Origin of the sequence: Geobacillus sp. BMUD, from assembly GCF_013096845.1 — a bacterium.
Lineage (GTDB): Bacteria > Bacillota > Bacilli > Bacillales > Anoxybacillaceae > Geobacillus > Geobacillus vulcani.
Genome location: NZ_SDLA01000001.1, coordinates 680,428 through 701,138 on the forward strand (window position 1 = coordinate 680,428; position 20,711 = coordinate 701,138).

The following is a 20,711-nucleotide window of genomic DNA, read 5'->3' on the forward strand; positions in this document are numbered from 1 at the left end:
GGCAGATTGTTGGCGCCAAATGGCTGCTCAAAATGGGTGTCTATACTAGTACGAGTCCGCTCCGTTCATCATAGGCTAGTATTGTCAAGCAACAGCCTAAATTGATGAAAGGAGAGGTATGTTATGCATTGTCTGCCGAATGTAACGGCGCCAATCGTTCATCCGCCTCGCTGCAACGTTTTGCATCACTTCGAAGCAACGGTTGTGCCGCATATTCATCCTTCGCATACGACACATGTTTATCATCACCTGTATGAACATCAACATTATTTCCCGCATACGGAATCGGCGGTGGCTCAGGTTGCCAATCGCCATCTGTACTGCCCGGGTCCGGGGCCGATGCCAGGGTTGGCTCCGTTTCCGCCGTTTCCGTTGCGATAGTAAGGACCAAAAACAGAAGCCGCTTTGTCGGCTTCTGTTTTTTACGGATGGAAAACAATAGAAGCCAGCAGTGCTTGGCTCGGAGGACGGCGTTTCGGCGCCGTCGGGAAGTCTGCCTGGGCGCCATATAGCTTCCCGCTTGATGCGGCAAGCCAACCATCAATTGACAACCGGCTGAATTTCTGAAAAAATAAAGAGAAGATGATTGTTGAATGCGGATTGAGGTGAAAAAACGATGTCAGCCCATCAGGTGAAACTGACGCCAAAAGACATTTTGGAAAAGGAATTTAAAGTAAGCATACGGGGGTACAATCAAGACGAAGTGGATCAATTTTTGGATCTCGTCATTAAAGATTATGAAGCATTTCAGCAGGAAATTGACGAGCTGCGCCAAGAAAACGCTCGGCTGAAACGGCAAGTCGAGGAGCTGCAAAAACGGCCGACGATGTCGGCGGGAACGACGAACTACGATATTTTGCAACGCCTTTCCAACTTGGAAAAACACGTATTTGGCCGGAAATTGTACGAGTGAGCAGCTGGTCGGAACGAAATCGGTGTCGATTTACCGATTTTTTCTCCTTGATTCCTGTGACCAAATCGATTATACTGTAAGATGCTTGCAGCGTTAATCATGTTCGGGTAATCGCTGCGGCCGGTTTCGGCCGTAGAGGAAAGTCCATGCTCGCACGGTGCTGAGATGCCCGTAGTGTTCGTGCCTAGCGAATCCATAAGCTAGGGCAGTCTGGCTTCGGCTGGGCTGACGGCGGGGAAAGAACCTACGTCCGCTATGCGGATATGGTTCGATTACCCTGAAAGTGCCACAGTGACGCAGCTCTAAGGGAAACCTTAGAGGTGGAACGCGGTAAACCCCACGAGCGAGAAACCCAAATGATGGTAGGGGCACCTTCCCGAAGGAAATGAACGGAGGGAAGGACAGGCGGCGCTCGCTGCCTGTAGATAGATGATTACCGCCGGAGTACGAGGCGAAAGCCGCTTGCAGTACGAAGGTACAGAACATGGCTTACAGAACATGATTAACGCGGTGGTTAGAACCGTGAAAAGCCCTCCTGCAGGAAGGAGGGCTTTTCCATTTCTTTTTGCGGTTTTTTCGCTGTCATGGCTATAATGAGGAGTAGAGAAACGGAGTTTGTACATACGTCTGTCAGATAGGGGGAACATAATGACTTCATTTTCGTTGATTGCCACGGCCGCGATGGGGCTCGAATCGGTCGTCGCGGAAGAAGTGCGCCGGCTTGGCTACGACTGCCGAGTGGAGAACGGCAAAGTGACGTTTGAAGGCGATGCGCTCGCCATTTGTCGGGCCAACCTTTGGCTGCGCGCCGCTGACCGTGTGAAGCTGAAAGTCGGCGAGTTTCGGGCGACGACATTTGAGGAGTTGTTTGAGCAAACGAAGGCGTTGCCGTGGGCCGATTATTTGCCGAAAGACGCCGCGTTTCCGGTGATCGGCAAGTCGGTCAAATCCACACTGTTCAGCGTTTCCGACTGTCAAGCCATTGTGAAAAAGGCAGTCGTCGAAAACTTAAAAGCGCGCTATCATTTGTCGTGGTTTCCGGAAACCGGCCCGCTGTATCGGATTGAGGTGGCGCTTCACAAAGATATCGCGACGTTGACGATCGATACAAGCGGCGCCGGGCTGCATAAGCGCGGCTATCGCGTTCGTCAAGGGGAGGCGCCGCTAAGAGAGACGCTCGCCGCTGCTTTAGTGCTGCTCACCAACTGGACTCCAGAACGTACATTCGTAGATCCGTTTTGCGGGTCGGGCACGATTGCCATTGAGGCGGCGCTGATCGGGCAAAACATCGCCCCCGGGTTTAACCGTGACTTCGTTTCTGAACAATGGCCGTGGATCGGAGAAGATTTATGGGAGAAGGCGCGCGGGGAAGCAGAAGAGAGGGCCCGTTATGACCAGCCCTTAGATATTGTCGGCATCGATGCCGATCCGCAGATGGTGGAAATCGCCAAGGCGAACGCAGCGGAGGCGGGGCTTGCGGATTTGCTGTCGTTTCGAGTCGGGCGGGCTGAGCAGTTTCGTACTGCTCAACAATACGGAGTGATCGTCGGCAACCCGCCATATGGTGAGCGGCTCGGTGAACGGCGGGAGGTTGAAGCGCTCTATCGCGCCATCGGTCGCACCTTCACCGCCTTAGATACGTGGTCGGTGTACATTTTAACCGCCCACCGCGGTTTTGAAACGCATTACGGCCGTCCGGCGACGAAACGACGCAAATTGTTTAACGGCTTTATTGAAACGCATTACTACCAGTACTGGGGCCCGCGGCCGCCGCGCGAAGCTAAAAGTTGACTTCTTGACGGCCATCGATCATAATATTGTCTTGTTACTAGGGATCGAGCGCGCAACAAGAGTGTTGCGCGCTTCTGCATGATAGGCGGGGGAGTTTATGCCAATTGGAGGGGTGGCGACGATGAGTCGTGAGCGTTATCCGTTTGTTGTAGAAAAACATGAAAACTTTTTTGATAAGTTGAGCCAGTGGATCGGCGATGTTTTTTATGACATTTTGCCGGAAGCCGGTTTTGAGCTGCGCGATGAGCAAATTTATATGGCGTTTCAGCTTGAGCGGGCGTTTCGCGAGAAAAAGGTGATCTTTGCTGAAGCGGGGGTCGGGACGGGGAAAACGATCGTCTATTTGCTGTATGCGATTTGTTACGCCCGCTATACTGGCAAACCGGCCATCATCGCCTGCGCCGATGAGACGTTGATTGAGCAGCTTGTCAAAAAAGAAGGGGATATCGCGAAGCTGTCGAACGTACTGGGGCTTGAGATCGACGTTCGATTGGCGAAATCGCCGGATCAATATTTATGTTTGAATAAACTGGAAGAAGTAACGACGTATGATGATGACGACATCGAGCTGTACGAGCGAATTTACGATGAACTTCCGTCCTTTGTCCACGACAACAAACCCATGCAATCGTTTTATCGCTACGGCGACCGAAAAGAATACGCCTATCTGACCGATGAACAGTGGAAAAAAATCGCTTGGGATCCGTTTCAAGACTGTTTCACGTGCGAAAAGCGGCATCGCTGCGGCCAGACGCTTTGGCGCGACTATTATCGGAAGGCGACGGATTTAATCGTCTGCTCGCACGATTTTTATATGGAACATGTTTGGACGTATGAAGCGCGCAAGCGGGAAGGCCAGCTGCCGCTGTTGCCGGAAGCGAGCTGTGTTGTATTTGACGAAGGGCATTTGTTAGAGTTCGCTGCGCAAAAGGCGTTGACCTATCGAATGAAAGAGACGACGCTTGAGACGTTGCTGACACGGCTTCTTGAAAACGACATCCGCGAAGAGCTCGCCTATTTAATTGAGGAGACGCTGGAGACGAGCGTGCGCTTTTTTGATGAGCTGAAAGCGTGCGCGAAAGAGGTTCCCGGTTCGAATCGGAAAGAAATTTTGCCGTCGCCGCGCCTTGAGCAATGGGCGAAGCGGCTGCGCGGCCAAATGGTCGAAATCGGCAACGAGCTTGTGTTTGAAAGCGAGACGTATACGATCGATCATTATCAGCTGAACATTGTGGATGAATATTTGGACCAAATTCAGTATTCACTCGACTTGTTTCTGACAAACGCCGATGCCATTACGTGGCTTGAGTCGTCGCGTCAAGAGGCGACGTTTGTCGTCATGCCGCGTACGGTTCAGGAAGTGCTGCGCGAAAAAGTGTTCAGCAAACGCATGCCGTTTGTCTTTTCATCGGCAACACTATCAAACGGAAAATCATTCCAATATATAGCGCAAAGTTTAGGCATCGATGACTATTTGTCGTTCAGCGTGCCGTCGCCGTTTGATTATGACGAACAGATGGCGATTTATATGCCGACGTTCCGCGCGGACGAGACGCTGTTTGCCAAAAAGTACGAGTATGCGCTCAACAAGCTGCGCGAAACCGGAGGGCGGGCGCTCCTCTTGTTCCCGACGCGCGAGGAGCTGCTCGAGTTCAAAGAAGCGGCTGCTGGCGAACCGTTTTCGTTTTTGTTTGAAGGCGACCGCGAAATCAGCGATTTGGTCGCCGAGTTTCAGCGCAACGAAGAGACGGTGCTTTGTTCGGAACATTTATGGGAAGGGCTTGACATCCCGGGACCGTCGCTTTCAAACGTCATCATTTGGTCGCTGCCGTATCCGCCGAACGATCCGGTGTTTCAGGCGAAGCGAAAAGCGTATCGCAATCCATTTTGGGACGTCGATGTGCCGTATATGTTGCTTCGCCTTCGCCAAGGGGTCGGACGGCTCATCCGAACGCGCGACGACCGCGGCATCGTTTCCATTTTCGTCACCGACCGGGAAGATGAACGCGTCATTGCGGCGATCAAAGACGTGTTGCCGACAACGGTGAGGGGAGAATAAGATTCTCCCCTCCTTGTTCATTTTGGGCCGAGTGGGCCGAGCACAACATTTCACCATTGGCAAGCAGGAAAAAGGCGGTTCATGATGGAAATGATGATGTGCCGACGAAATACATAGGGGGACTGAGCGCGATGAAGCAGATCAAAAAGCAGTTTTTGCAATATGTCAAAAAAATGATGGGCTACCGCGAAGCGATTGGCCTCATGTACTGGGATTTGCGGACGGGCGCTCCGAAAAAAGGGGTGGAGCAGCGGTCCGAAGTCATCGGCATGCTTTCGGAAGAAGTGTTTCGCATGTCGACATCGGAAGAAATGGCGGCGTTTATCGCCAAGCTGTCGCCGCAGGGCGTTTACGAACAGCTTGATGAAGTGACGCAGCGCACCCTCGATGAGTGCAAAAGGGAATATGAGCGCAATAAAAAAATTCCCGCCGATGAGTATAAGGAATACGTCATTCTTTGTTCCAAAGCGGAAAGCGTTTGGGAGGAGGCGAAGGCAACCGCTGACTTCGCGCTGTTTCGGCCGTATTTGGAGCGCATCATTGAGTTTCAGCGCCGCTTTATCGGCTATTGGGGATATGAAGGGCATCCATACAACACGCTGCTCGATCAGTATGAGCCGGGCATGACGGTGGAGCTGCTTGACGAATGGTTCGGCCAATTGCGCGAACGCATCGTTCCGCTTGTGCAGGCGATTTCCGCCGCGCCAGACAAGCCGGACACGTCGTTTTTGTTCGCTCCGTTTCCGAAAGAAAAACAGCGCGCCTTTTTGCTGGAGCTGCTTGTGGAGCTCGGTTACGATTTCGGCAAAGGGCGGCTTGATGAGACGGTCCACCCGTTTGCGATCGGGCTGAATCCGAACGATGTTCGGATTACGACGCGTTACGACGAGCGCGACTTCCGCACCGCGATCTTTGGCACGATCCATGAGTGCGGCCATGCGCTGTATGAGCAGCACATTTCCGAGGCGTTCATCGGCACGCCGCTGGCGGGCGGGGCGTCGATGGGCATTCATGAATCGCAGTCGCTTTTTTTTGAAAATATGATCGGACGCCACTACGCGTTTTGGAAGCGCAATTATCCGCGCCTCCAGCAATACGCGCCCGCACAGTTTGCCGGCGTGTCTTTGGATGCGTTTTACCGGGCGATCAACGAAGTGAAGCCGTCGCTCATCCGCATTGAAGCCGACGAATTGACGTATCCGCTTCATATCATCATTCGCTATGAAATCGAAAAACAACTGTTTGCGGGCGAGATGGAAGCGGCAGACTTGCCGGATGTCTGGAATGCGAAGTATGAACAATATCTCGGCATCCGTCCGCACAATGATGCGGTCGGCGTGCTGCAGGACGTTCATTGGTCGGGCGGCAGCTTCGGCTATTTCCCGTCCTATGCGCTCGGCTATATGTATGCGGCGCAGTTGAAGCGAGCGATGGAGAAGGAGCTCGATTTGGCGCAGCTGCTTGAGGAAGGAACGATTGCGCCGATCCGTGAATGGCTGACGGACCGCATTCACCGATTCGGCAAAACGAAGAAGCCGCTCGACCTTGTGCGTGACGCGACGGGCGAACCGCTCAAAGCCGATGGCTTGATTCAATATTTAGAAGAAAAATATCAAGCGCTGTATCGGTTATAAAGTGGAGCGCGGCGGCAAACGGCCGGCTCTTCACACGAGGGCCTTGAGCGCATCGGCGGCTCAACAGCCGCCGCATTTGGGTGAAGAACGAAAGGCCGGACTGATGAACGAAGTGCAGATCGGCGCAACGATCAAAGAGGGCGTCCCGCTGCCACCGGGAGACGCCCTCCTTTTTTACCATAGTTTGTATCCTTTCGACCCCGGCGGGGCGTTTTGAATAATGTCGATCAACGGCACCGTATAGGCGATCAAAATCAATGCAACGACAAGGCCGAGCCAAAGTTTCCAGTTTTCAAGCGCCAGCGCGGCTCGTTCCTGCGGGGCGGCCGCTTCGGCGACGGGAAATTCCGTTTCGCCTTTCGGGGCGAAAAACGCCAAGTTGATGACGATGACAAGAATGAGAACGATGCCGATGAATAAGATCGTTCCACCGACAGCTTGTGCGATTTGATACGGAATCCATTCGAGCGCCTGCGGCGAATTGCCGTACGTCGAGAAGGCGGAACGTCTCGGCGCTCCAAGCAAGCCGGCCAAATGCATCGATCCGGACATAAACGTCATTCCAACCGCCCAAACGACCGTTTGCATGATGGCGAGCCGGTTCATCGCTTTGGTCATCACCCGGCCGGTCAAATGCGGGATGAGCCAGTACGACGCACCAAAAAACGTTAAGACGACCGTCGTCGCTACGGTCAAATGGAAGTGGCCGGTCACCCAAATCGTGTTATGGACGACTTGGTTCAGCTGATGCGAAGCATTGATAATCCCGCCGGTGCCGGCCGGAATGAAAAACAGCATCCCGACAAACGGCGCGAAAAAGCGTGCATCGCCCCACGGCAATTTCCGCAGCCATCCAAATAAGCCTTTGGCCCCTTGCGAGCGGCCGTATGATTCAAACGTCGCAAACATGGCAAATGCGGTCATGAGCGACGGAATGATGACCATAAACGTCAAGATGACTTGCACGTATTTCCAAAACGGCGAAATCCCCGGCTCGAGCAATTGATGGTGGAAGCCGACCGGAATCGAAAACAGCAAAAACAAGATGAACGCCAGCCGCGCGAGCGAATCAGAGAAGATTTTGCCGCCGATCACTTTCGGAATGACGGCGTACCAAACCATATACGCTGGCAGCAGCCAGAAGTAAACGAGCGGATGGCCGAAATACCAAAACAGCGTCCGGCTTAACAGCACGTTCACCCGGTCGGTGAGCCCAAGCGACCACGGAATGAGCTGACAGACGACGGTCGCGGCGACGCCGAGCGTGCAGATGAGCCATAGCACCATATTCGTCACCGACATAAACGCCAGCAGTGGGCTCGCCTCGCCGGGGTGCGCTTTTCGCCAGCGCGCATAGTGGGCAAATATCGCGAATCCGCTCACCCAGCTGCCGACAACGACAAGCGCCAACCCGATGTAAAAGCCGGCATGCGCTTGCAGCGGCGCGTAAAAGGTATATAAGACGGACGCTTTTCCCGTCAAGATGAAGAAGGCGCTCATGCCTGTGCCGATCGTCATCATCCAAAAGCCGATCCAGCCCAACCGGCGTGTACGATTCGTGAACGCCCCGGTCGTGCGGCTGACGGCGGCAAACTGAAAGCCGATGATGAAAAACGTCGTCAATACAAGCCCGAGCAGGACGCCGTGCGTTGTTAAAATCGTATAGTAGCTGATGCCGGCCGGCAGTTCAAACTTGCCGGAACGGACGAGCGTTTGCAATAGGCCGGCGAAGCCGCCCAATGCGAGAGCAACAAAAGCGACAACCAAATGCGCCAAGGCCAGTTTGGCGTCACGGCGATCGACTTTTTCCAACGATTGTACCATGTTACTCCACCACCTTCATGCGCGCCGTCATCATATGGTGGCCGGCGCCGCAATATTCATTGCACAGAATCGTATATTCGCCGGGCTGATCAAACGTCGTCGTCAAGCTGTTGATGTAGCCGGGTTCGACCATCATGTTGATGTTGGTTCCCGGGATTTCAAACCCGTGGATCACATCCTTCGAGGTGACGTTGATCGTCACTTTCGCTCCTTTCGGAATTTCAATGGCATTTGGCGTAAAGGAAAACGCCGCGACGACGATGTTCAGTTCGTACTCGTTGTTTCCTTTTTTGACAAGCCCCGGCTGATTGAAGGGCGGGGTCGTGTCCACTTTCTCTGGATCGATCGTTGTCAAGCAGCTTGGCGGCTGCTGTCCGGCAGCGAAAGCGCTCACGCCGACGACGGTCAAAAAGACAACGAGACAGCCGATGCCAAACGTCAGCCAAATTTTTTCGTACTTATGCATGTGCATATCCAGTCCCTCCTTTGCCGGTTACAGGCGGTGCAAAAATAAAAAGTAGACGCTGACCCAGGCGAAAATGATGAAAAAGCCGAGCAAAAACACAGACGCCAGCGTGCCGCCGAGCGCCGGCTCTTTCTCTTTTTTTGTTTGCCGGATCGCCGCCGTCGGTTTTGTCCACTCTGGTTTTGCCATGTTGCATCCCTCCTCTTTTTTGAATTCATCCCCCATAACATCGGTGAGGCAGGCGCGCCAACCGGCAGATTTCCCTGCTTTGACACTATCATAACTGTAGAAAACAAAGGCAACAGTGACTTTTCTCACAAAAACGATGCGGGAAGTTTGAACAAATGGTGACGATTGTGAAAAATGCATGAAAACGATGGGGAGGAACGAAAAGCCCCCACGGATGATTGTCCTTCGGTCGAGTGCAACTCGAAATGATTTGAAATCAAAAACCGAAGCGTGGATTCGTGCCACCAAAGGGATAAAAACGAATAATCCATATTTTTTATAATTTAACGTTCGTCTTTTTAGCAAAAAACGCTTCTCAATCGTTGTTGCTCATGGTATACTGCTAATAACTGAATCACGCTGACTCACTCATATAATCGCAAGAATACGGCTTGCGAGTCTCTACCAGCCGACCGTAAATCGGCTGACTATGAGTGGCAATGTCCGAAAGGGGGGCGGCCATGGCCGCTTTGCGCCTTCTGCGTTTCTTGGCTTAAAAGACATTGCCTGACTCATGGAATGAGTGAGGCCGGTGTTTTTTAAGCTTTTTTTATGGGAGGGAACCGGTATGCGCGCATTGCTCGAGAAAATTGCCGCTGAAGGGGAGGTTGTCGCGAACGGGGTGCTCAAAGTCGACCGCTTCTTAAACCACCAAGTCGACCCGCGTTTGATGAAGCGGATCGGCGAGGAGTTCGCCGATCAGTTTCGCGGCGAGCGGCCGACAAAAGTGTTGACGCTCGAGTCATCAGGCATCAGCCCGGCGCTCATGACGGCCTATGAGCTCGGTGTTCCTCTTGTCGTTGCCCGCAAGCGGCGGCCGCTGACGATGACCGGTGAGGTGTATCGCGCGGAAGTGTATTCGTTTACGAAGCAGGAGGCCAACGAGATCGTTGTTTCCCGTTCACTGCTTGATGGCCTTGACCGGGTGCTCATTATTGATGACTTTTTAGCCAACGGCCAGGCGGCGCTCGGGATGGTGGAGGTCGTTCGTCAAGCGGGAGCAGCTGTCGTTGGCATCGGTATTGTCATTGAAAAAGCGTTTCAAGACGGCGGCCGGCTGCTTCGTTCGCGCGGATTCCGCGTCGTTTCGCTCGCCCGCATCGCTTCGCTCGCGGATGGCGTCATTCGATTTCACGAAGAGGTGATGAATCGATGAACATGAAATGGTGGCAAATTGGGTCCTTAGGCATCCAGCATGTGTTGGCGATGTACGCCGGGGCGATCGTTGTCCCGCTTGTCGTCGGCGGCGCGCTTCGGCTGTCGGGGGAGCAGCTTACGTATTTAGTGGCCGTTGACCTACTGACATGCGGCATCGCAACGCTTTTACAAGTATGGAAAAATCGATGGTTTGGCATCGGCTTGCCGGTCATGCTTGGCTGTACGTTTACAGCGGTCGGGCCGATGATCGCCATCGGCGGACAATACGGAATGCCGGCCGTGTATGGGTCGATCCTTTGCGCCGGGCTTGTCGTCGTGCTGATCAGCCCGTATTTCGGCAAGCTGCGGGCGCTGTTCCCGCCGGTTGTCACCGGTTCCGTCGTCACGGTGATCGGCTTGACGCTCATTCCGGCAGCCGTGAACAATATGGCGGGCGGGCAAGGGGCGAAAGATTTCGGTGACCCGGCCAACTTGGCGTTGTCGTTTGGCGTGCTCGCGCTTATTGTTGTGCTCTACCGCTGCTTCAAGGGGTTCGTTCGTTCGATTGCTATTTTGCTTGGGATGGCCGTCGGTACCGCTGTCGCGGCCGCGATGGGAAAAGTGGACTGGACAGCCGTCGCCGCAGCGTCGTGGGTTCACCTGCCGCAGCCGTTTTATTTCGGCGTTCCGTCGTTCCATGGTCCGGCCGTGTTGACGATGGTGTTGGTCGCCATCGTCAGCCTCGTTGAATCGACCGGCGTCTACTTCGCTTTGTCTGACATTTGCCGCCGCCGGCTGACGGATGAGGATTTGGCGGGCGGCTACCGCGCCGAAGGATTGGCGATCATGATCGGCGGGCTGCTCAATGCGTTCCCGTATACGACATACTCGCAAAACGTCGGCCTTGTGCAGTTGTCGGGCGTGAAAACGCGAAACGTCATTTACGCCGCCGCTCTGTTTCTTATCTTGCTTGGATTTGTGCCGAAAATCGCGGCCGTGGCGACGATCATTCCAGCCCCAGTGCTCGGTGGGGCGATGCTCGCCATGTTTGGCATGGTCATCGCCTACGGCGTGAAAATGCTAAGCCACGTTGACTTGGCGGTGCAAGAAAACTTGCTCATTATCGCCTGCTCGATCGGCGTCGGGCTCGGGGTGACGGCGGTGCCGAACTTGTTTGCCGAGCTCCCGGCTGGCCTCCGCATTTTGACGGACAGCGGCATCGTCGCTGGCAGCATGACGGCCATCATCTTAAATGCTGTCTTCCATTTCGGTAAGGTAAGAAAATCGGCTGCACTGCCGCTGCAGGAACAAAAAATCTCGTAAACGTGTAAAGGTCATCGGTTTCATCGCCGTCTTTGCTTCCCGCGATCAGCTTGGGAAGCAAAGAGGGCTTTTTTGTTGCGTGTCGATTTGTAGAGAAAAGAGTAGAAGATGGTGGAAGTGCGATGATATAATGGAAAGGGAGAAGGAGGTGAAACCATGGACGAATGGGTGGTGCGCCTGTTTGACGAGCTGCGGCAAATGCGAGCGGAGATGGCAACGAAGTCCGACATCGCCCGGGCGAATGAGCGCATCGAGCGGCTTGAACAGACGATGACCGCGGTGAAAGAAGACGTGGCGCAGACGAACGAACGCCTCGGGCAGCTGGAACAAACGGTGGTGGCCATGCGGGAGGATGTGGCGTCGTTGGATGCACGCGTTGGGCGCATGGAAGAGCGCTTCGAGCACATGGATGTCCGCATGGGGCGCATGGAAGAACGCGTTGAGCGCGTCGAGCAGACGATGGCGACGAAAGAAGATGTGGCGCAGACGAACGAACGCCTCGGGCAGCTGGAACAAACGGTGGTGGCCGTGCGGGAGGATGTGGCGTCGTTGGATGCGCGCGTCGGACGCATGGAGGAACGCGTTGAGCACATGGATGTCCGTATGGGACGCATGGAAGAACGCGTTGAGCGCGTCGAGCAGACGATGGCGACGAAAGAAGACGTGGCGCAGACGAACGAACGCCTGGGGCAGCTGGAACAAACGGTGGTGGCCATGCGGGAGGATGTGGGGTCGTTGGATGCGCGCCTCGGGCGCATGGAGGAACGCGTTGAGCGCGTCGAGCAGACGATGGCAACAAAGGAAGATGTCGCCGAATTGCCATTTATTCGGCAAGCCGTTATGGAGACATTGGAGACGCTGCGAGACGTGTCAACGATCAAGCAAACCGTTGCCCAAATGCAGCAGAAAATCGATGAAATCATCACCGGACAAGCTAGGCAAGAGCTCGTTCTTCAATCCCTCGCGTTGCATCTGCTTGAGCATGAGAGCGAAATCCGCGCTTTAAAAGCGAAATAACGCTAAGCATCTCAGTTCATATCCTCACTTGAGACCGTTTTCCTTCCCAAAAAACAGGCCGGCTTTGTCCGCGCCTGTTTTTTGCATGTGTCCTTCTTTTGGATGATCAGCGGCTTTCCAATCATAAGACGCACGGGATGCTTTTTGTCTGCATACGGTTTGCTTTTTTGCGCATCCTAAGCAAAAAGAGGAACAAACCGAGGTGTTGGTATGCCGACCCTTTTATCGATCGGCACGGCAACGATGCCACATATCGTTTCCCAAGACGAAGTGAAGCGGCATGTCGCCGGGCTGTTTGCCGGGCGCCTCGGGCGCGCCGAGCGGCTGCTGCAGGCCTTTGACAACGGCGGCATTCGGACGCGCACGTTTGTTCAGCCGCTTGCCTGGTACAGCACACCGCGCGGTTTCGGCGAGAAAAATGCCGTGTATATGGATCTCGCCGTCCGCTACAGCGGCGAGGCAGCCAACAACTGCTTGCAGAACACCCCTGACGGCCCGATTCCCCATGAGGCGGTCGATGCGCTGTTTTACATCTCAACGACCGGTTTGTCCACGCCAAGCATCGAGGCGCGGCTGATGAACGTGCTGCCGTTTTCTCCTTCCGCCGTGCGGGTGCCGGTTTGGGGGCTCGGCTGTGCGGGCGGGGCAGCGGGCCTTGCGCGGGCGGCCGATTATTGCCGGGCGTTTCCGAAGGCGAAGGCGCTTGTGATTGCCGCTGAGTTTTGCAGTTTGACATTTCAGGCGAATGACGTATCCAAAAGCAATGTGATCGGCACATCGCTTTTTTCCGACGGCGTGGCCTGTGTGCTTGTCGCCGGCGATGAAGCAGCACCAAACAGCGGCGCGCCGCGCATCATCGCCGCCCGATCGGCGCTGATGCCTCGCTCGGAAGATGTGATGGGGTGGGAGATTCGTGATGAAGGGCTGTTTGTCGTCTTTTCAAAAGACATTCCGTCGATCGTCCGCGCATGGCTGCGCCCGCAAGTGGAGTCGTTTTTGCAGGAGAACGGGCTGAGGCTTCGCGACCTTCGCTATTTTATCGCCCACCCGGGCGGGAAAAAGGTGATGGAGGCGTATGAGGAAGCGTTCGGATTCGGCATGGAACAGACCAAGGCGGCCAGAGAGGTGTTGGCCCGATATGGCAATATGTCGTCAGCCACCGTTTATTTTGTGCTGGAGGAAGTGATGCGGCAGCCGCTTGCGCCCGGGTATGGGCTGCTCGTTGCCCTCGGCCCCGGCTTTAGCGCCGAGATGGTGCTGCTCAAATGGGAGGAATGATGATGCGGTTTGCCTTCGTGTTTTTCGCGGTGGTCGGGATGCGTTTGGTTGAGCTTTGGCTTGCGAAACGGAACGAACGGTATGTGAAAGCGCTCGGGGCGAAAGAGGTGGGCGCCCGCCATTATCCGTGGCTTGTGTCGCTCCATGTGCTCTTTCTTTTGTCGCTGGCTGTCGAGGCGCTTCGAAAAGGCGCCCGCCCGTCGCGGCGCTGGCCGCTTTTGTTTCCACTCTTTCTCGCCGTCGAAGGGCTGCGCGCGTGGACGATCTTGTCGCTCGGCCGCTTTTGGAATACGAAAATTTTGATTGTGCCCAACCGCCCGGTCGTGAAAAAAGGGCCATACCGGTGGATTCGTCATCCGAACTATGCGGTCGTCATGTTGGAGATCGCGCTGCTGCCGCTTTTGTTTCAGGCGCGGCTGACGGCCGTTGTCTTTTCATTTCTTAATGCGTTGCTGCTGTTGGTTCGCATCAAAACAGAGGAGCGGGCATTGGCGGCGTTGACAGACTATCAGGAAGCGTTTCGCACCCGGCCGCGCTTTTGGCCAAGCATCTCCCGAAGGTTGACGCCCTCCTAAAAAGATGGAGAGAAGCCCTCATTTCCCTGTTGATCGATGTTTCAATGCGCTCCCGCCTTGTTGATGGGCGGGATTTTTCGTTTTTCCTATTGGGAAACGGGACAAAATGCAGTAAAATGAATGTAAATGACATTGACGGAAACAAAGGGGTTTGAATCATGGGGAATGTTGCTGTTAGACCGCCGTCATTGCGGCCGTGGCTGGCGAAAATGATGAAGATGCATGAGCTGCTCCATCAAACGGGGGATTCAGATAATGCCAGTAAAGTGAAGCAGCTCATTGAAAAAACGGCGGCCGGGGAGCTCGTTGTCGCCTTTTGCGGCCATTTTTCCGCCGGCAAATCCAGCTTGATTAATGCGCTGCTCGGTGAGCCGCTGCTGCCGTCGAGCCCGATTCCGACGAGCGCCAATCTTGTGAAAGTGAAGGCCGGCCGGGATTATGTGCGCGTCTTTTATCGCCGCGAGGCGCCGGTGGAGTACGAACCGCCGTATGATCCGGACCTCATCCGCGCGCAATGCCGGGACGGGGAGACGATCGAGTGGATTGAAATCAGCCGTGAAACGGGCGCCATTCCGCCGGGCGTCGCCATCCTGGACACGCCGGGCATCGACTCGACGGACGACGCCCACCGGCTGGCGACGGAGTCGGCCCTCCATCTTGCTGATGTCATCTTTTATGTTATGGATTATAACCATGTCCAGGCGGAATTAAACGTTCAATTTACGAAACAGTTGACCGATGAAGGAAAAACGGTGTATTTGGTCATCAATCAAATTGACAAACATCGCGATGAGGAGCTGCCATTCGCGGCGTTTCGCGCTTCGGCGGTCGAGGCGTTCCAACGTTGGGGGATCGAGGCGGCCGGACTGTTTTTCCTCTCGTTGAAAGCGCCGTCCCATCCGCACAGCGAGTGGCAGGCGTTGTCGAGTTGCTTGCGCCGGCTGTTTGCCGACAAGGACGAATGGCTCGTTCGCGGCGCTGAATCATCGTTGAAATGGATCGCCGCCCGCCATCTTGAGCAGTTGTGCGTTCAGCATGAGAAGTTGGCGCAAGAGATGCAGGAGCGGCTTGCCGCGCTTGGCGGCGTTGCGGGTGAGGCGGCCGCCGAAGAGCTCCATCGCTTGGAAGTCGAGCTTGCCGAGACGCAAACGGCGGCGGCGCGGCTGGAAGAGTCGTTTCGCACGGAGCTGGAGCGCGTGCTGCACAATGCTTATTTAATGCCTTTTGAAACGAGAGAGCGGGCCGGGGCGTACTTGGAAGCCATGCAGTCTAGCTTTAAGGTCGGGTGGCTGTTTTCCAAGACGAAGACGGAAGAGGAGCGCAAACGGCGGTTGGCGGCGTTTTATGAGAGCGTGAAAGCACAGGCGACCGCGCAGATCGAATGGCATGTCCGCCAATTGCTGCTGCGGTTTGGACATGAGTGGGATGCCGATGCCGCCTGGCTTGGCAAGTGTCAACAGTGGACGGTGGAGTGGGATGAATCGCTGCTTGCAGGCCTCGTCAAACACGGAACGGATTCGCGCGGTGCGGCGCTGTTGAATTATACCGATGATGTCGCGGCGGCGCTCAAAAAACGGTACCGCGACTCAGCGCTCGCTTTGGTGGCGGAGCTTGGGGAACAAACGGCCAACCGGGCGGCCGAGCAAATCGCGGCATTGCGTGTCAAGTTGTCGGCAGCGCGCGAAAAAGCGGAGCTCGCCGCTCATTTGGCCCGCCTTGAAGCGGAGCGGGAAGAGCGGCGGCGCATGCTCGAGCAGCTGCTCGTCGCCCCCACCCCGAACGATGGCCAAACGCTCGATGAAAAACAGCTGGCTATGCTGACTGCTGCCCCTTCGTTCCAGAAGGTGCGCCATGCCGAGGCGGCGGTGCGGCCGCATGAGCCGCGGGAGGCCATGAATCGTGTTTCCGAAGAGCAAGCGCTCAGTCAGAAAAGAGCGGCCGGCAGCCGGGCGGCGCGAGAACGGGACGATTTCTCGCGGGCGCGGCCTGTCGGACAAAAACTGCGAAGCGAAGAAGCGGCCGAGCGGCTGGAGGCGGCGGCCGCTTGGCTCGAGCGGTCCGAACTGCTTGCTCGTTTTGCCAGCCCCCTGCGCGTCAAAGCGCGGCGGCTCCGTGAGCGCTCGTTTACGGTCGCTTTGTTTGGTGCTTTCAGCGCCGGTAAATCGTCGCTCGCCAACGCCTTGCTCGGCGCGCCGCTTTTGCCTTCATCGCCCAATCCGACCACCGCTGCCATCAGCAAAATCGCGCCGCCTGACGAAGAGCATCCGCACGGAATGGCGGTGGTCAACGTCAAAAGCGAGCGGCAAATGTGGGACGATGTTCAAACATCGCTCCGCCAGTTTGGACTAAAGGCCGCTACATGGGAGGAGGCGCTTCGCCTGTGCGCCCGCCTCGCCGAATCCGGAGCCATGCATCCGGCGCAAAAGCCGCACCTCGCCTTTTTGGCGGCCGTCGCGGCCGGTTATGAACGGATGGGTGGCCAGCTCGGCGCAGCGTTGTCGGTCGGCTTTGACAAATTAGAGCGGTATGTTGCGGATGAGGCGGTGTCGTGTTTCTTAGACGAGGTCGTCCTGTATGCCGATTGCCCGCTCACCCGCCAAGGGGTGACGCTTGTCGATACGCCGGGGGTCGATTCGCTCAACGCCCGGCATACCGGAGTGGCGTTCCATTATATGAAGAATGCCGATGCGCTGCTGTTTGTGACGTACTACAACCATGCCTTTTCGAAAGCGGATCGCGAATTTTTGCTTCAGCTCGGGCGCGTTAAGGATGCGTTTTCCCTTGACAAAATGTTTTTTGTCATCAACGCCGCTGATTTGGCTCAGTCGCGGGAGGAGCTCGATGCGGTCGTCTCCTACATGAACAGCGAACTCGCCCGCTTCGGCATCCGTTTTCCGCGCCTTTATGCGCTCTCGAGCCGTCTGGCGCTGGCGGAGAAAACCGGGGCGGGGCCCGTGTCGCACGATGTTTTGGCGGATTCAGGGCTACCCGCTTTTGAGGCCGATTTTTTCCGCTTCTTGACCGAAGAGCTGGCCGAAGTGGCGGTCGAGAGCGCCTGCGCTGAGCTTGCGCGGGCGCATCAGGCAGCCGCAGAGTACGCTCGGGCCGCTGGACAGAGTGAGGCGGAAAAAGCGGCCAAACAACAAATGCTGGCGCGCATTCGCGAAGAGATGCATGCGCTGCTCGCCGGCGTCGATGACGCCCACGGCCGGCAAGCGCTTCGCCAAGAGGTGGAGGAGCTGCTCTATTACGTGAAACAGCGCGTGTTCCTGCGCTTGAACGATCTGTTTAAGGAAGCGTTCCATCCATCGGTGCTCCGCGACGGCCAAGGGCCGATGCGCCAAGTGCTTGCGCGCTGTCTTGACGAGCTGCTTGCGGCGGTCGGCTTTGATTTGGCGCAGGAGATGAGGGCGACAAGCTTGCGGGTGGAGGCCTTTTTGCGCAAGCGGCTGGATGAGCAGTTTGCCCGTCTTGGCCGTGAGCTTCGAAGCCTCGATCCGTCAGTGGCTCTTACGCCGCCGGAAACGGCTGTTTTTGCGGCGCCGGAGTTCGCCAACGCCCTTAGCGATGTGGATCGGGCGCGGTTTGCCAAGGCGCTTTCGCTCTATAAAAACGCCAAATCGTTTTTTGAACGCGATGAAAAGCGGCGGATGAAAGAGGAAATCGAAACCGCGCTCATGGAGCCGGTCGATCAGTATTTGGCCGAGCAAAAAGAGCGGATCGTCTCCGCTTATGGTGAGCAATACGAGACGGCCGTCGCCGCGTTGGCCGCCGCGCTCGCCGACCAAGTCGACAGCTATATGGACGGTTTGATGGCGGCGCTCGCCAACAGGGGGGACGGTGAGACGCTCCGCCGCATCGAAGCGGCGCTTCGCCGCCTTCTTCCCGTTCAAAGCGAGGAGGCGCAGCCATGAACCGGTTTCACGCTTGTGCGACATGCATCCACTATGGCATCGAAAAACGGGCCGACGGGCTCTACACGTATTGCCGCCGGCTTGGCTATGCGACGAAACCAAACTACCGGTTCAACTGTTGGACACCGAAACCAAACGTCAAGCGGTTGATGGAAAAAGAAGCAGGAAAGGACGAGAGCCATTGAGTGAAGTGCATCAAGCGATTACCGCCCACGTACAAAAACAGCATGCCGTCTTGAAAAAGTTTGCCATGCTCGATGCCGAGCGCGAGCGGCATATCGAAGAAGCGGTCGAGCGTTGCCGCCGCGGCGAGCCGTTTACGGTCGAGCTGATCAACGAAGTGACGAAACAAATGAACGAACTGGCCAAAGGCGGCCTCGTGCCGGCGCGCCGGTACGTGACGCTGGAAATGGTGCGCGACTATGTGAGCCGGCTGGAAGGGAAACGGCCGCCACAAGGGAACAGAGAAGACGGCCAGCACGCTCGAGCCTAGAAGGTCGGTGAACAACGGCCGTTTCCCTCTCATCGGTGAGTGAACGTGCGAAAAGAAGGATCGATGCCGCCAAATGTTTCGATTTGAAAAACGAGGATGGGAAGCCACACGTTCCCTTCCATCACCGGCCGACTGGCGCGCCTGAAGCGCATAGGCAAGTGGATCGGCAGGCAAAACGAAAAGGGGGAGAAGAACATGGCGTCGCTCGTTTCCCACGAATGGCTGCATGCCCATTTGTCCGAAGAAACCATTCGTATTCTTGATTGCCGATTTTGGCTCGGCGCCCCGTCCAAAGGCGCCTCGGCTTACCGGGACGATCATATTCCCGGTGCGGTGTATATCGATTTGGAGCGCGACTTGTCCGGTCCGGTGGCGGAGCACGGCGGCCGCCATCCGCTGCCATCGGCCGAGCAAGCAGCGGCTGTGTTTGGCCGCGCCGGCATCGATGAAACGATGACGGTCGTTGCCTACGATGACCAAGATGGAGCGATGGCCGCGCGCTGTTGGTGGCTGCTTCGCTATTTCGGCCATGAGCGCGTTTACGTGTTAGACGGCAATTACAGCGAGTGGAAAAAGAAAGGCCATCCGGTGACGGACGGCATTCCTGCCGTAGCGCCGCGGCGGTTTCAGCCGCGGCCTGATCGGTCATGGCTGGCGACGGTTGAGGATGTGCGCGCCGCTGTGCGCGATCGCTCGGCTGTGCTGATCGATTCGCGCGAGTGGAAGCGGTACATGGGCTTGGAAGAGCCGATCGACCGGGTGGCTGGCCGCATTCCCGGTGCGGTGCATCGGTTTTGGAAAGATGGGGTGGCAGAAGGCGGCTACTGGAAATGCCCAGATGAGCAAGCGGCGCGATTCGCTGATCTTGACCGCGAGGCGCCGCTGATCGTCTACTGCGGTTCCGGCGTCACCGCCTGTCCGAACGTGCTCGCTTTAAAGGAAGCCGGTTACCGCAACGTCCGGCTGTATGTCGGCAGTTTCAGCGATTGGATTTCCTATCCGGACCATCCGGTCGAAACGGGCGATCCTTCCTCTTCAGCATAGGCGTTTTTCAAGCGTCTAGCTAGGAGCCCCGTGTCTTGTGCATAGTTTTTCTCCGGCGGGCGATACTATGTGTGAACCGACGGAACAAGAGGAGGAGAGCGCATGGGCCGGACAAAGCTTGGCAATGCGAATGCCCAACGGAACAACAATGCGAAAAAGAAAAACGGCTTTAATGAATGGACGAGCGAATTCGCTTCCTACGCGGAAGTGGAAGCGGAAAAAATGAAAAATGACCATCCCAACATCCGGTAACGACGAGGGCGCGCCCCTCGTTTTTTGTCGTGAGCAGCAGCGTTGGCAAAGACAAACGTATGTGCTATAATCATGGACAGAACGGCAAAGGGCGCTGGCCGACAGGGAGGGAAAAAGGTGCGAAAATGGTTGGTCGTTCTTTTGCTTTTAGCCGCCACCGGATACGGCCTTTGGGATGCGATGGCCGCCGAGAAACCGAATGAGACAAGCGAAACCGAGATCGGCCCGGAAATCGGCCATGCAGCCCCCGACTTGGCGCTGCCGATGCTTGGCGGCGAGCCGGTCAAGCTCTCCGATTGGCGCGGCAAAGCGGTCGTCCTTAACTTTTGGACGTCATGGTGTCCGCCATGCAAAGAAGAAATGCCGGAACTCGAGAAGTTTTACAAACAGCATGGCCATGAAGTCGCGGTGTTGGCGGTCCATTTGACCACCCAAGACACGCTCGATAACGCGGAGCGATTTGCGAAAAGCAGGAAATTGACGCTGCCAGTCGCCTTGGATGTCCGCGGCGAGGCGCTTCATCAATATCGAGTCCAGACCATTCCGACAACGTATATCATCGACCCGAACGGCGTCATCCGGCAAAAAATCGTCGGCCCGGTGACGGCAGCCCGGCTCGAGAACGCCACAGCGCTCTTTCGTTGACCGACCAACGGCTACGGAAAGCGCTTTTTTCATGCGCGGCTATTTTTCAAAAAGTTGTCATAATTTTTATCTTTTTTGGGCATGAATAAGATTACAATAAAAGTGAGGGGAGGTTGAA

The 20,711-nt window shown here is 55.9% G+C and carries 19 protein-coding genes, 1 other RNA gene and 1 riboswitch; of the genes, 17 read left to right on the top strand and 3 right to left on the bottom strand.

Going from position 1 to position 20,711, the window contains the following annotated elements; translation table 11 throughout:
- Positions 1 to 123: 123 nt before the first annotated feature.
- From ETC05_RS03275 to ETC05_RS03300, 6 genes are all read left to right on the top strand, one after another.
- On the top strand, positions 124 to 381 hold the full coding sequence (locus ETC05_RS03275) for a spore coat protein (protein ID WP_031409836.1): 258 nt from the start codon (positions 124 to 126) through the stop codon (positions 379 to 381).
- A 235-nt stretch (positions 382 to 616) separates the two neighbouring features.
- Positions 617 to 913, top strand: a complete 297-nt coding sequence (gene gpsB / locus ETC05_RS03280) for a cell division regulator GpsB (RefSeq protein WP_031409834.1) — start codon at positions 617 to 619, stop codon at positions 911 to 913.
- Positions 914 to 1,012: 99 nt separating this feature from the next.
- Positions 1,013 to 1,410: RNase P RNA component class B (gene rnpB, locus ETC05_RS03285), an RNA gene on the top strand.
- 151 nt (positions 1,411 to 1,561) lie between these two features.
- Positions 1,562 to 2,704 carry a THUMP domain-containing class I SAM-dependent RNA methyltransferase gene (locus ETC05_RS03290; RefSeq protein WP_031409833.1) on the top strand — a complete coding sequence of 381 codons (1,143 nt, stop codon included), beginning with the start codon at positions 1,562 to 1,564 and terminating at the stop codon, positions 2,702 to 2,704.
- Between the two features lie 121 nt (positions 2,705 to 2,825).
- The gene (locus tag ETC05_RS03295) at positions 2,826 to 4,763 is read left to right on the top strand and encodes an ATP-dependent DNA helicase (protein ID WP_031409831.1); all 1,938 of its coding nucleotides are present in this window, start codon (positions 2,826 to 2,828) and stop codon (positions 4,761 to 4,763) included.
- A 131-nt stretch (positions 4,764 to 4,894) separates the two neighbouring features.
- A complete protein-coding gene (locus ETC05_RS03300) occupies positions 4,895 to 6,397 on the top strand; it encodes a carboxypeptidase M32 (protein WP_171660365.1) in 1,503 nt (500 codons plus the stop codon).
- Between the two features lie 174 nt (positions 6,398 to 6,571).
- Here the strand turns inward: ETC05_RS03300 and ETC05_RS03305 are convergent, their stop codons facing one another.
- Genes ETC05_RS03305 through ETC05_RS03315 form a run of 3 tightly spaced genes read right to left on the bottom strand, consistent with a single transcriptional unit; the run spans position 6,572 to position 8,876 of the window.
- Complete coding sequence (locus ETC05_RS03305; RefSeq protein ID WP_031409826.1) at positions 6,572 to 8,221, bottom strand: b(o/a)3-type cytochrome-c oxidase subunit 1; 1,650 nt, start codon at positions 8,219 to 8,221, stop codon at positions 6,572 to 6,574.
- 1 nt (position 8,222) lies between these two features.
- Complete coding sequence (locus tag ETC05_RS03310) at positions 8,223 to 8,693, bottom strand: cytochrome c oxidase subunit II (protein WP_171660366.1); 471 nt, start codon at positions 8,691 to 8,693, stop codon at positions 8,223 to 8,225.
- Between the two features lie 21 nt (positions 8,694 to 8,714).
- The gene (locus ETC05_RS03315; RefSeq protein ID WP_171660367.1) at positions 8,715 to 8,876 is read right to left on the bottom strand and encodes a cytochrome c oxidase subunit 2A; all 162 of its coding nucleotides are present in this window, start codon (positions 8,874 to 8,876) and stop codon (positions 8,715 to 8,717) included.
- 388 nt (positions 8,877 to 9,264) lie between these two features.
- Positions 9,265 to 9,366: riboswitch (purine riboswitch) on the top strand.
- A 117-nt stretch (positions 9,367 to 9,483) separates the two neighbouring features.
- Between ETC05_RS03315 and ETC05_RS03320 the strand changes: the two genes are divergently transcribed.
- The 11 genes from ETC05_RS03320 (at position 9,484) to ETC05_RS03370 (ending at position 20,593) form a co-directional block, all read left to right on the top strand.
- On the top strand, positions 9,484 to 10,071 hold the full coding sequence (locus tag ETC05_RS03320; RefSeq protein WP_171660368.1) for a xanthine phosphoribosyltransferase: 588 nt from the start codon (positions 9,484 to 9,486) through the stop codon (positions 10,069 to 10,071).
- Entirely contained in the window at positions 10,068 to 11,375 is a 1,308-nt protein-coding gene (locus ETC05_RS03325; RefSeq protein ID WP_031409817.1) for a nucleobase:cation symporter-2 family protein, read from the top strand. The genes ETC05_RS03320 and ETC05_RS03325 overlap by 4 nt, the downstream gene beginning before the upstream one ends.
- Before the next feature lie 156 nt (positions 11,376 to 11,531).
- Positions 11,532 to 12,392, top strand: a complete 861-nt coding sequence (locus ETC05_RS03330) for a coiled-coil domain-containing protein (RefSeq protein ID WP_171660369.1) — start codon at positions 11,532 to 11,534, stop codon at positions 12,390 to 12,392.
- A 210-nt stretch (positions 12,393 to 12,602) separates the two neighbouring features.
- Complete coding sequence (locus tag ETC05_RS03335) at positions 12,603 to 13,670, top strand: type III polyketide synthase (protein WP_171660370.1); 1,068 nt, start codon at positions 12,603 to 12,605, stop codon at positions 13,668 to 13,670.
- Positions 13,667 to 14,245 (top strand): isoprenylcysteine carboxyl methyltransferase family protein, encoded by a 579-nt coding sequence (locus ETC05_RS03340; RefSeq protein ID WP_171660371.1) that lies wholly within the window; start codon positions 13,667 to 13,669, stop codon positions 14,243 to 14,245. The genes ETC05_RS03335 and ETC05_RS03340 overlap by 4 nt, the downstream gene beginning before the upstream one ends.
- 209 nt (positions 14,246 to 14,454) lie before the next feature.
- On the top strand, positions 14,455 to 18,159 hold the full coding sequence (locus ETC05_RS03345; RefSeq protein WP_483299792.1) for a dynamin family protein: 3,705 nt from the start codon (positions 14,455 to 14,457) through the stop codon (positions 18,157 to 18,159).
- Positions 18,156 to 18,344: a hypothetical protein gene (locus ETC05_RS03350; RefSeq protein ID WP_031409807.1), complete on the top strand. Its 189-nt coding sequence runs from the start codon at positions 18,156 to 18,158 to the stop codon at positions 18,342 to 18,344. Before ETC05_RS03345 ends, ETC05_RS03350 begins: the two co-directional genes overlap by 4 nt.
- Positions 18,341 to 18,652, top strand: coding sequence for a YpbS family protein (locus ETC05_RS03355; RefSeq protein WP_051870827.1), 312 nt, complete (start codon positions 18,341 to 18,343; stop codon positions 18,650 to 18,652). The genes ETC05_RS03350 and ETC05_RS03355 overlap by 4 nt, the downstream gene beginning before the upstream one ends.
- A 195-nt stretch (positions 18,653 to 18,847) precedes the next feature.
- Positions 18,848 to 19,696, top strand: a complete 849-nt coding sequence (locus ETC05_RS03360; RefSeq protein ID WP_031409803.1) for a sulfurtransferase — start codon at positions 18,848 to 18,850, stop codon at positions 19,694 to 19,696.
- A gap of 102 nt (positions 19,697 to 19,798) precedes the next feature.
- A complete protein-coding gene (locus tag ETC05_RS03365) occupies positions 19,799 to 19,948 on the top strand; it encodes a hypothetical protein (RefSeq protein ID WP_167333008.1) in 150 nt (49 codons plus the stop codon).
- 117 nt (positions 19,949 to 20,065) lie between these two features.
- The gene (locus ETC05_RS03370) at positions 20,066 to 20,593 is read left to right on the top strand and encodes a TlpA family protein disulfide reductase (protein WP_031409801.1); all 528 of its coding nucleotides are present in this window, start codon (positions 20,066 to 20,068) and stop codon (positions 20,591 to 20,593) included.
- The last annotated feature ends 118 nt before the right edge of the window (positions 20,594 to 20,711 follow it).

Coding starts and splice junctions, on each gene's coding strand:
- ETC05_RS03275 (WP_031409836.1), top strand. CDS start 124: ATGCATTGTCTGCCGAATGTAACGGCGCCAATCGTTCATCCGCCTCGC.
- gpsB (WP_031409834.1), top strand. CDS start 617: ATGTCAGCCCATCAGGTGAAACTGACGCCAAAAGACATTTTGGAAAAG.
- ETC05_RS03290 (WP_031409833.1), top strand. CDS start 1,562: ATGACTTCATTTTCGTTGATTGCCACGGCCGCGATGGGGCTCGAATCG.
- ETC05_RS03295 (WP_031409831.1), top strand. CDS start 2,826: ATGAGTCGTGAGCGTTATCCGTTTGTTGTAGAAAAACATGAAAACTTT.
- ETC05_RS03300 (WP_171660365.1), top strand. CDS start 4,895: ATGAAGCAGATCAAAAAGCAGTTTTTGCAATATGTCAAAAAAATGATG.
- ETC05_RS03305 (WP_031409826.1), bottom strand. CDS start 8,221: ATGGTACAATCGTTGGAAAAAGTCGATCGCCGTGACGCCAAACTGGCC.
- ETC05_RS03310 (WP_171660366.1), bottom strand. CDS start 8,693: ATGCACATGCATAAGTACGAAAAAATTTGGCTGACGTTTGGCATCGGC.
- ETC05_RS03315 (WP_171660367.1), bottom strand. CDS start 8,876: ATGGCAAAACCAGAGTGGACAAAACCGACGGCGGCGATCCGGCAAACA.
- ETC05_RS03320 (WP_171660368.1), top strand. CDS start 9,484: ATGCGCGCATTGCTCGAGAAAATTGCCGCTGAAGGGGAGGTTGTCGCG.
- ETC05_RS03325 (WP_031409817.1), top strand. CDS start 10,068: ATGAACATGAAATGGTGGCAAATTGGGTCCTTAGGCATCCAGCATGTG.
- ETC05_RS03330 (WP_171660369.1), top strand. CDS start 11,532: ATGGACGAATGGGTGGTGCGCCTGTTTGACGAGCTGCGGCAAATGCGA.
- ETC05_RS03335 (WP_171660370.1), top strand. CDS start 12,603: ATGCCGACCCTTTTATCGATCGGCACGGCAACGATGCCACATATCGTT.
- ETC05_RS03340 (WP_171660371.1), top strand. CDS start 13,667: ATGATGATGCGGTTTGCCTTCGTGTTTTTCGCGGTGGTCGGGATGCGT.
- ETC05_RS03345 (WP_483299792.1), top strand. CDS start 14,455: ATGATGAAGATGCATGAGCTGCTCCATCAAACGGGGGATTCAGATAAT.
- ETC05_RS03350 (WP_031409807.1), top strand. CDS start 18,156: ATGAACCGGTTTCACGCTTGTGCGACATGCATCCACTATGGCATCGAA.
- ETC05_RS03360 (WP_031409803.1), top strand. CDS start 18,848: ATGGCGTCGCTCGTTTCCCACGAATGGCTGCATGCCCATTTGTCCGAA.
- ETC05_RS03365 (WP_167333008.1), top strand. CDS start 19,799: ATGGGCCGGACAAAGCTTGGCAATGCGAATGCCCAACGGAACAACAAT.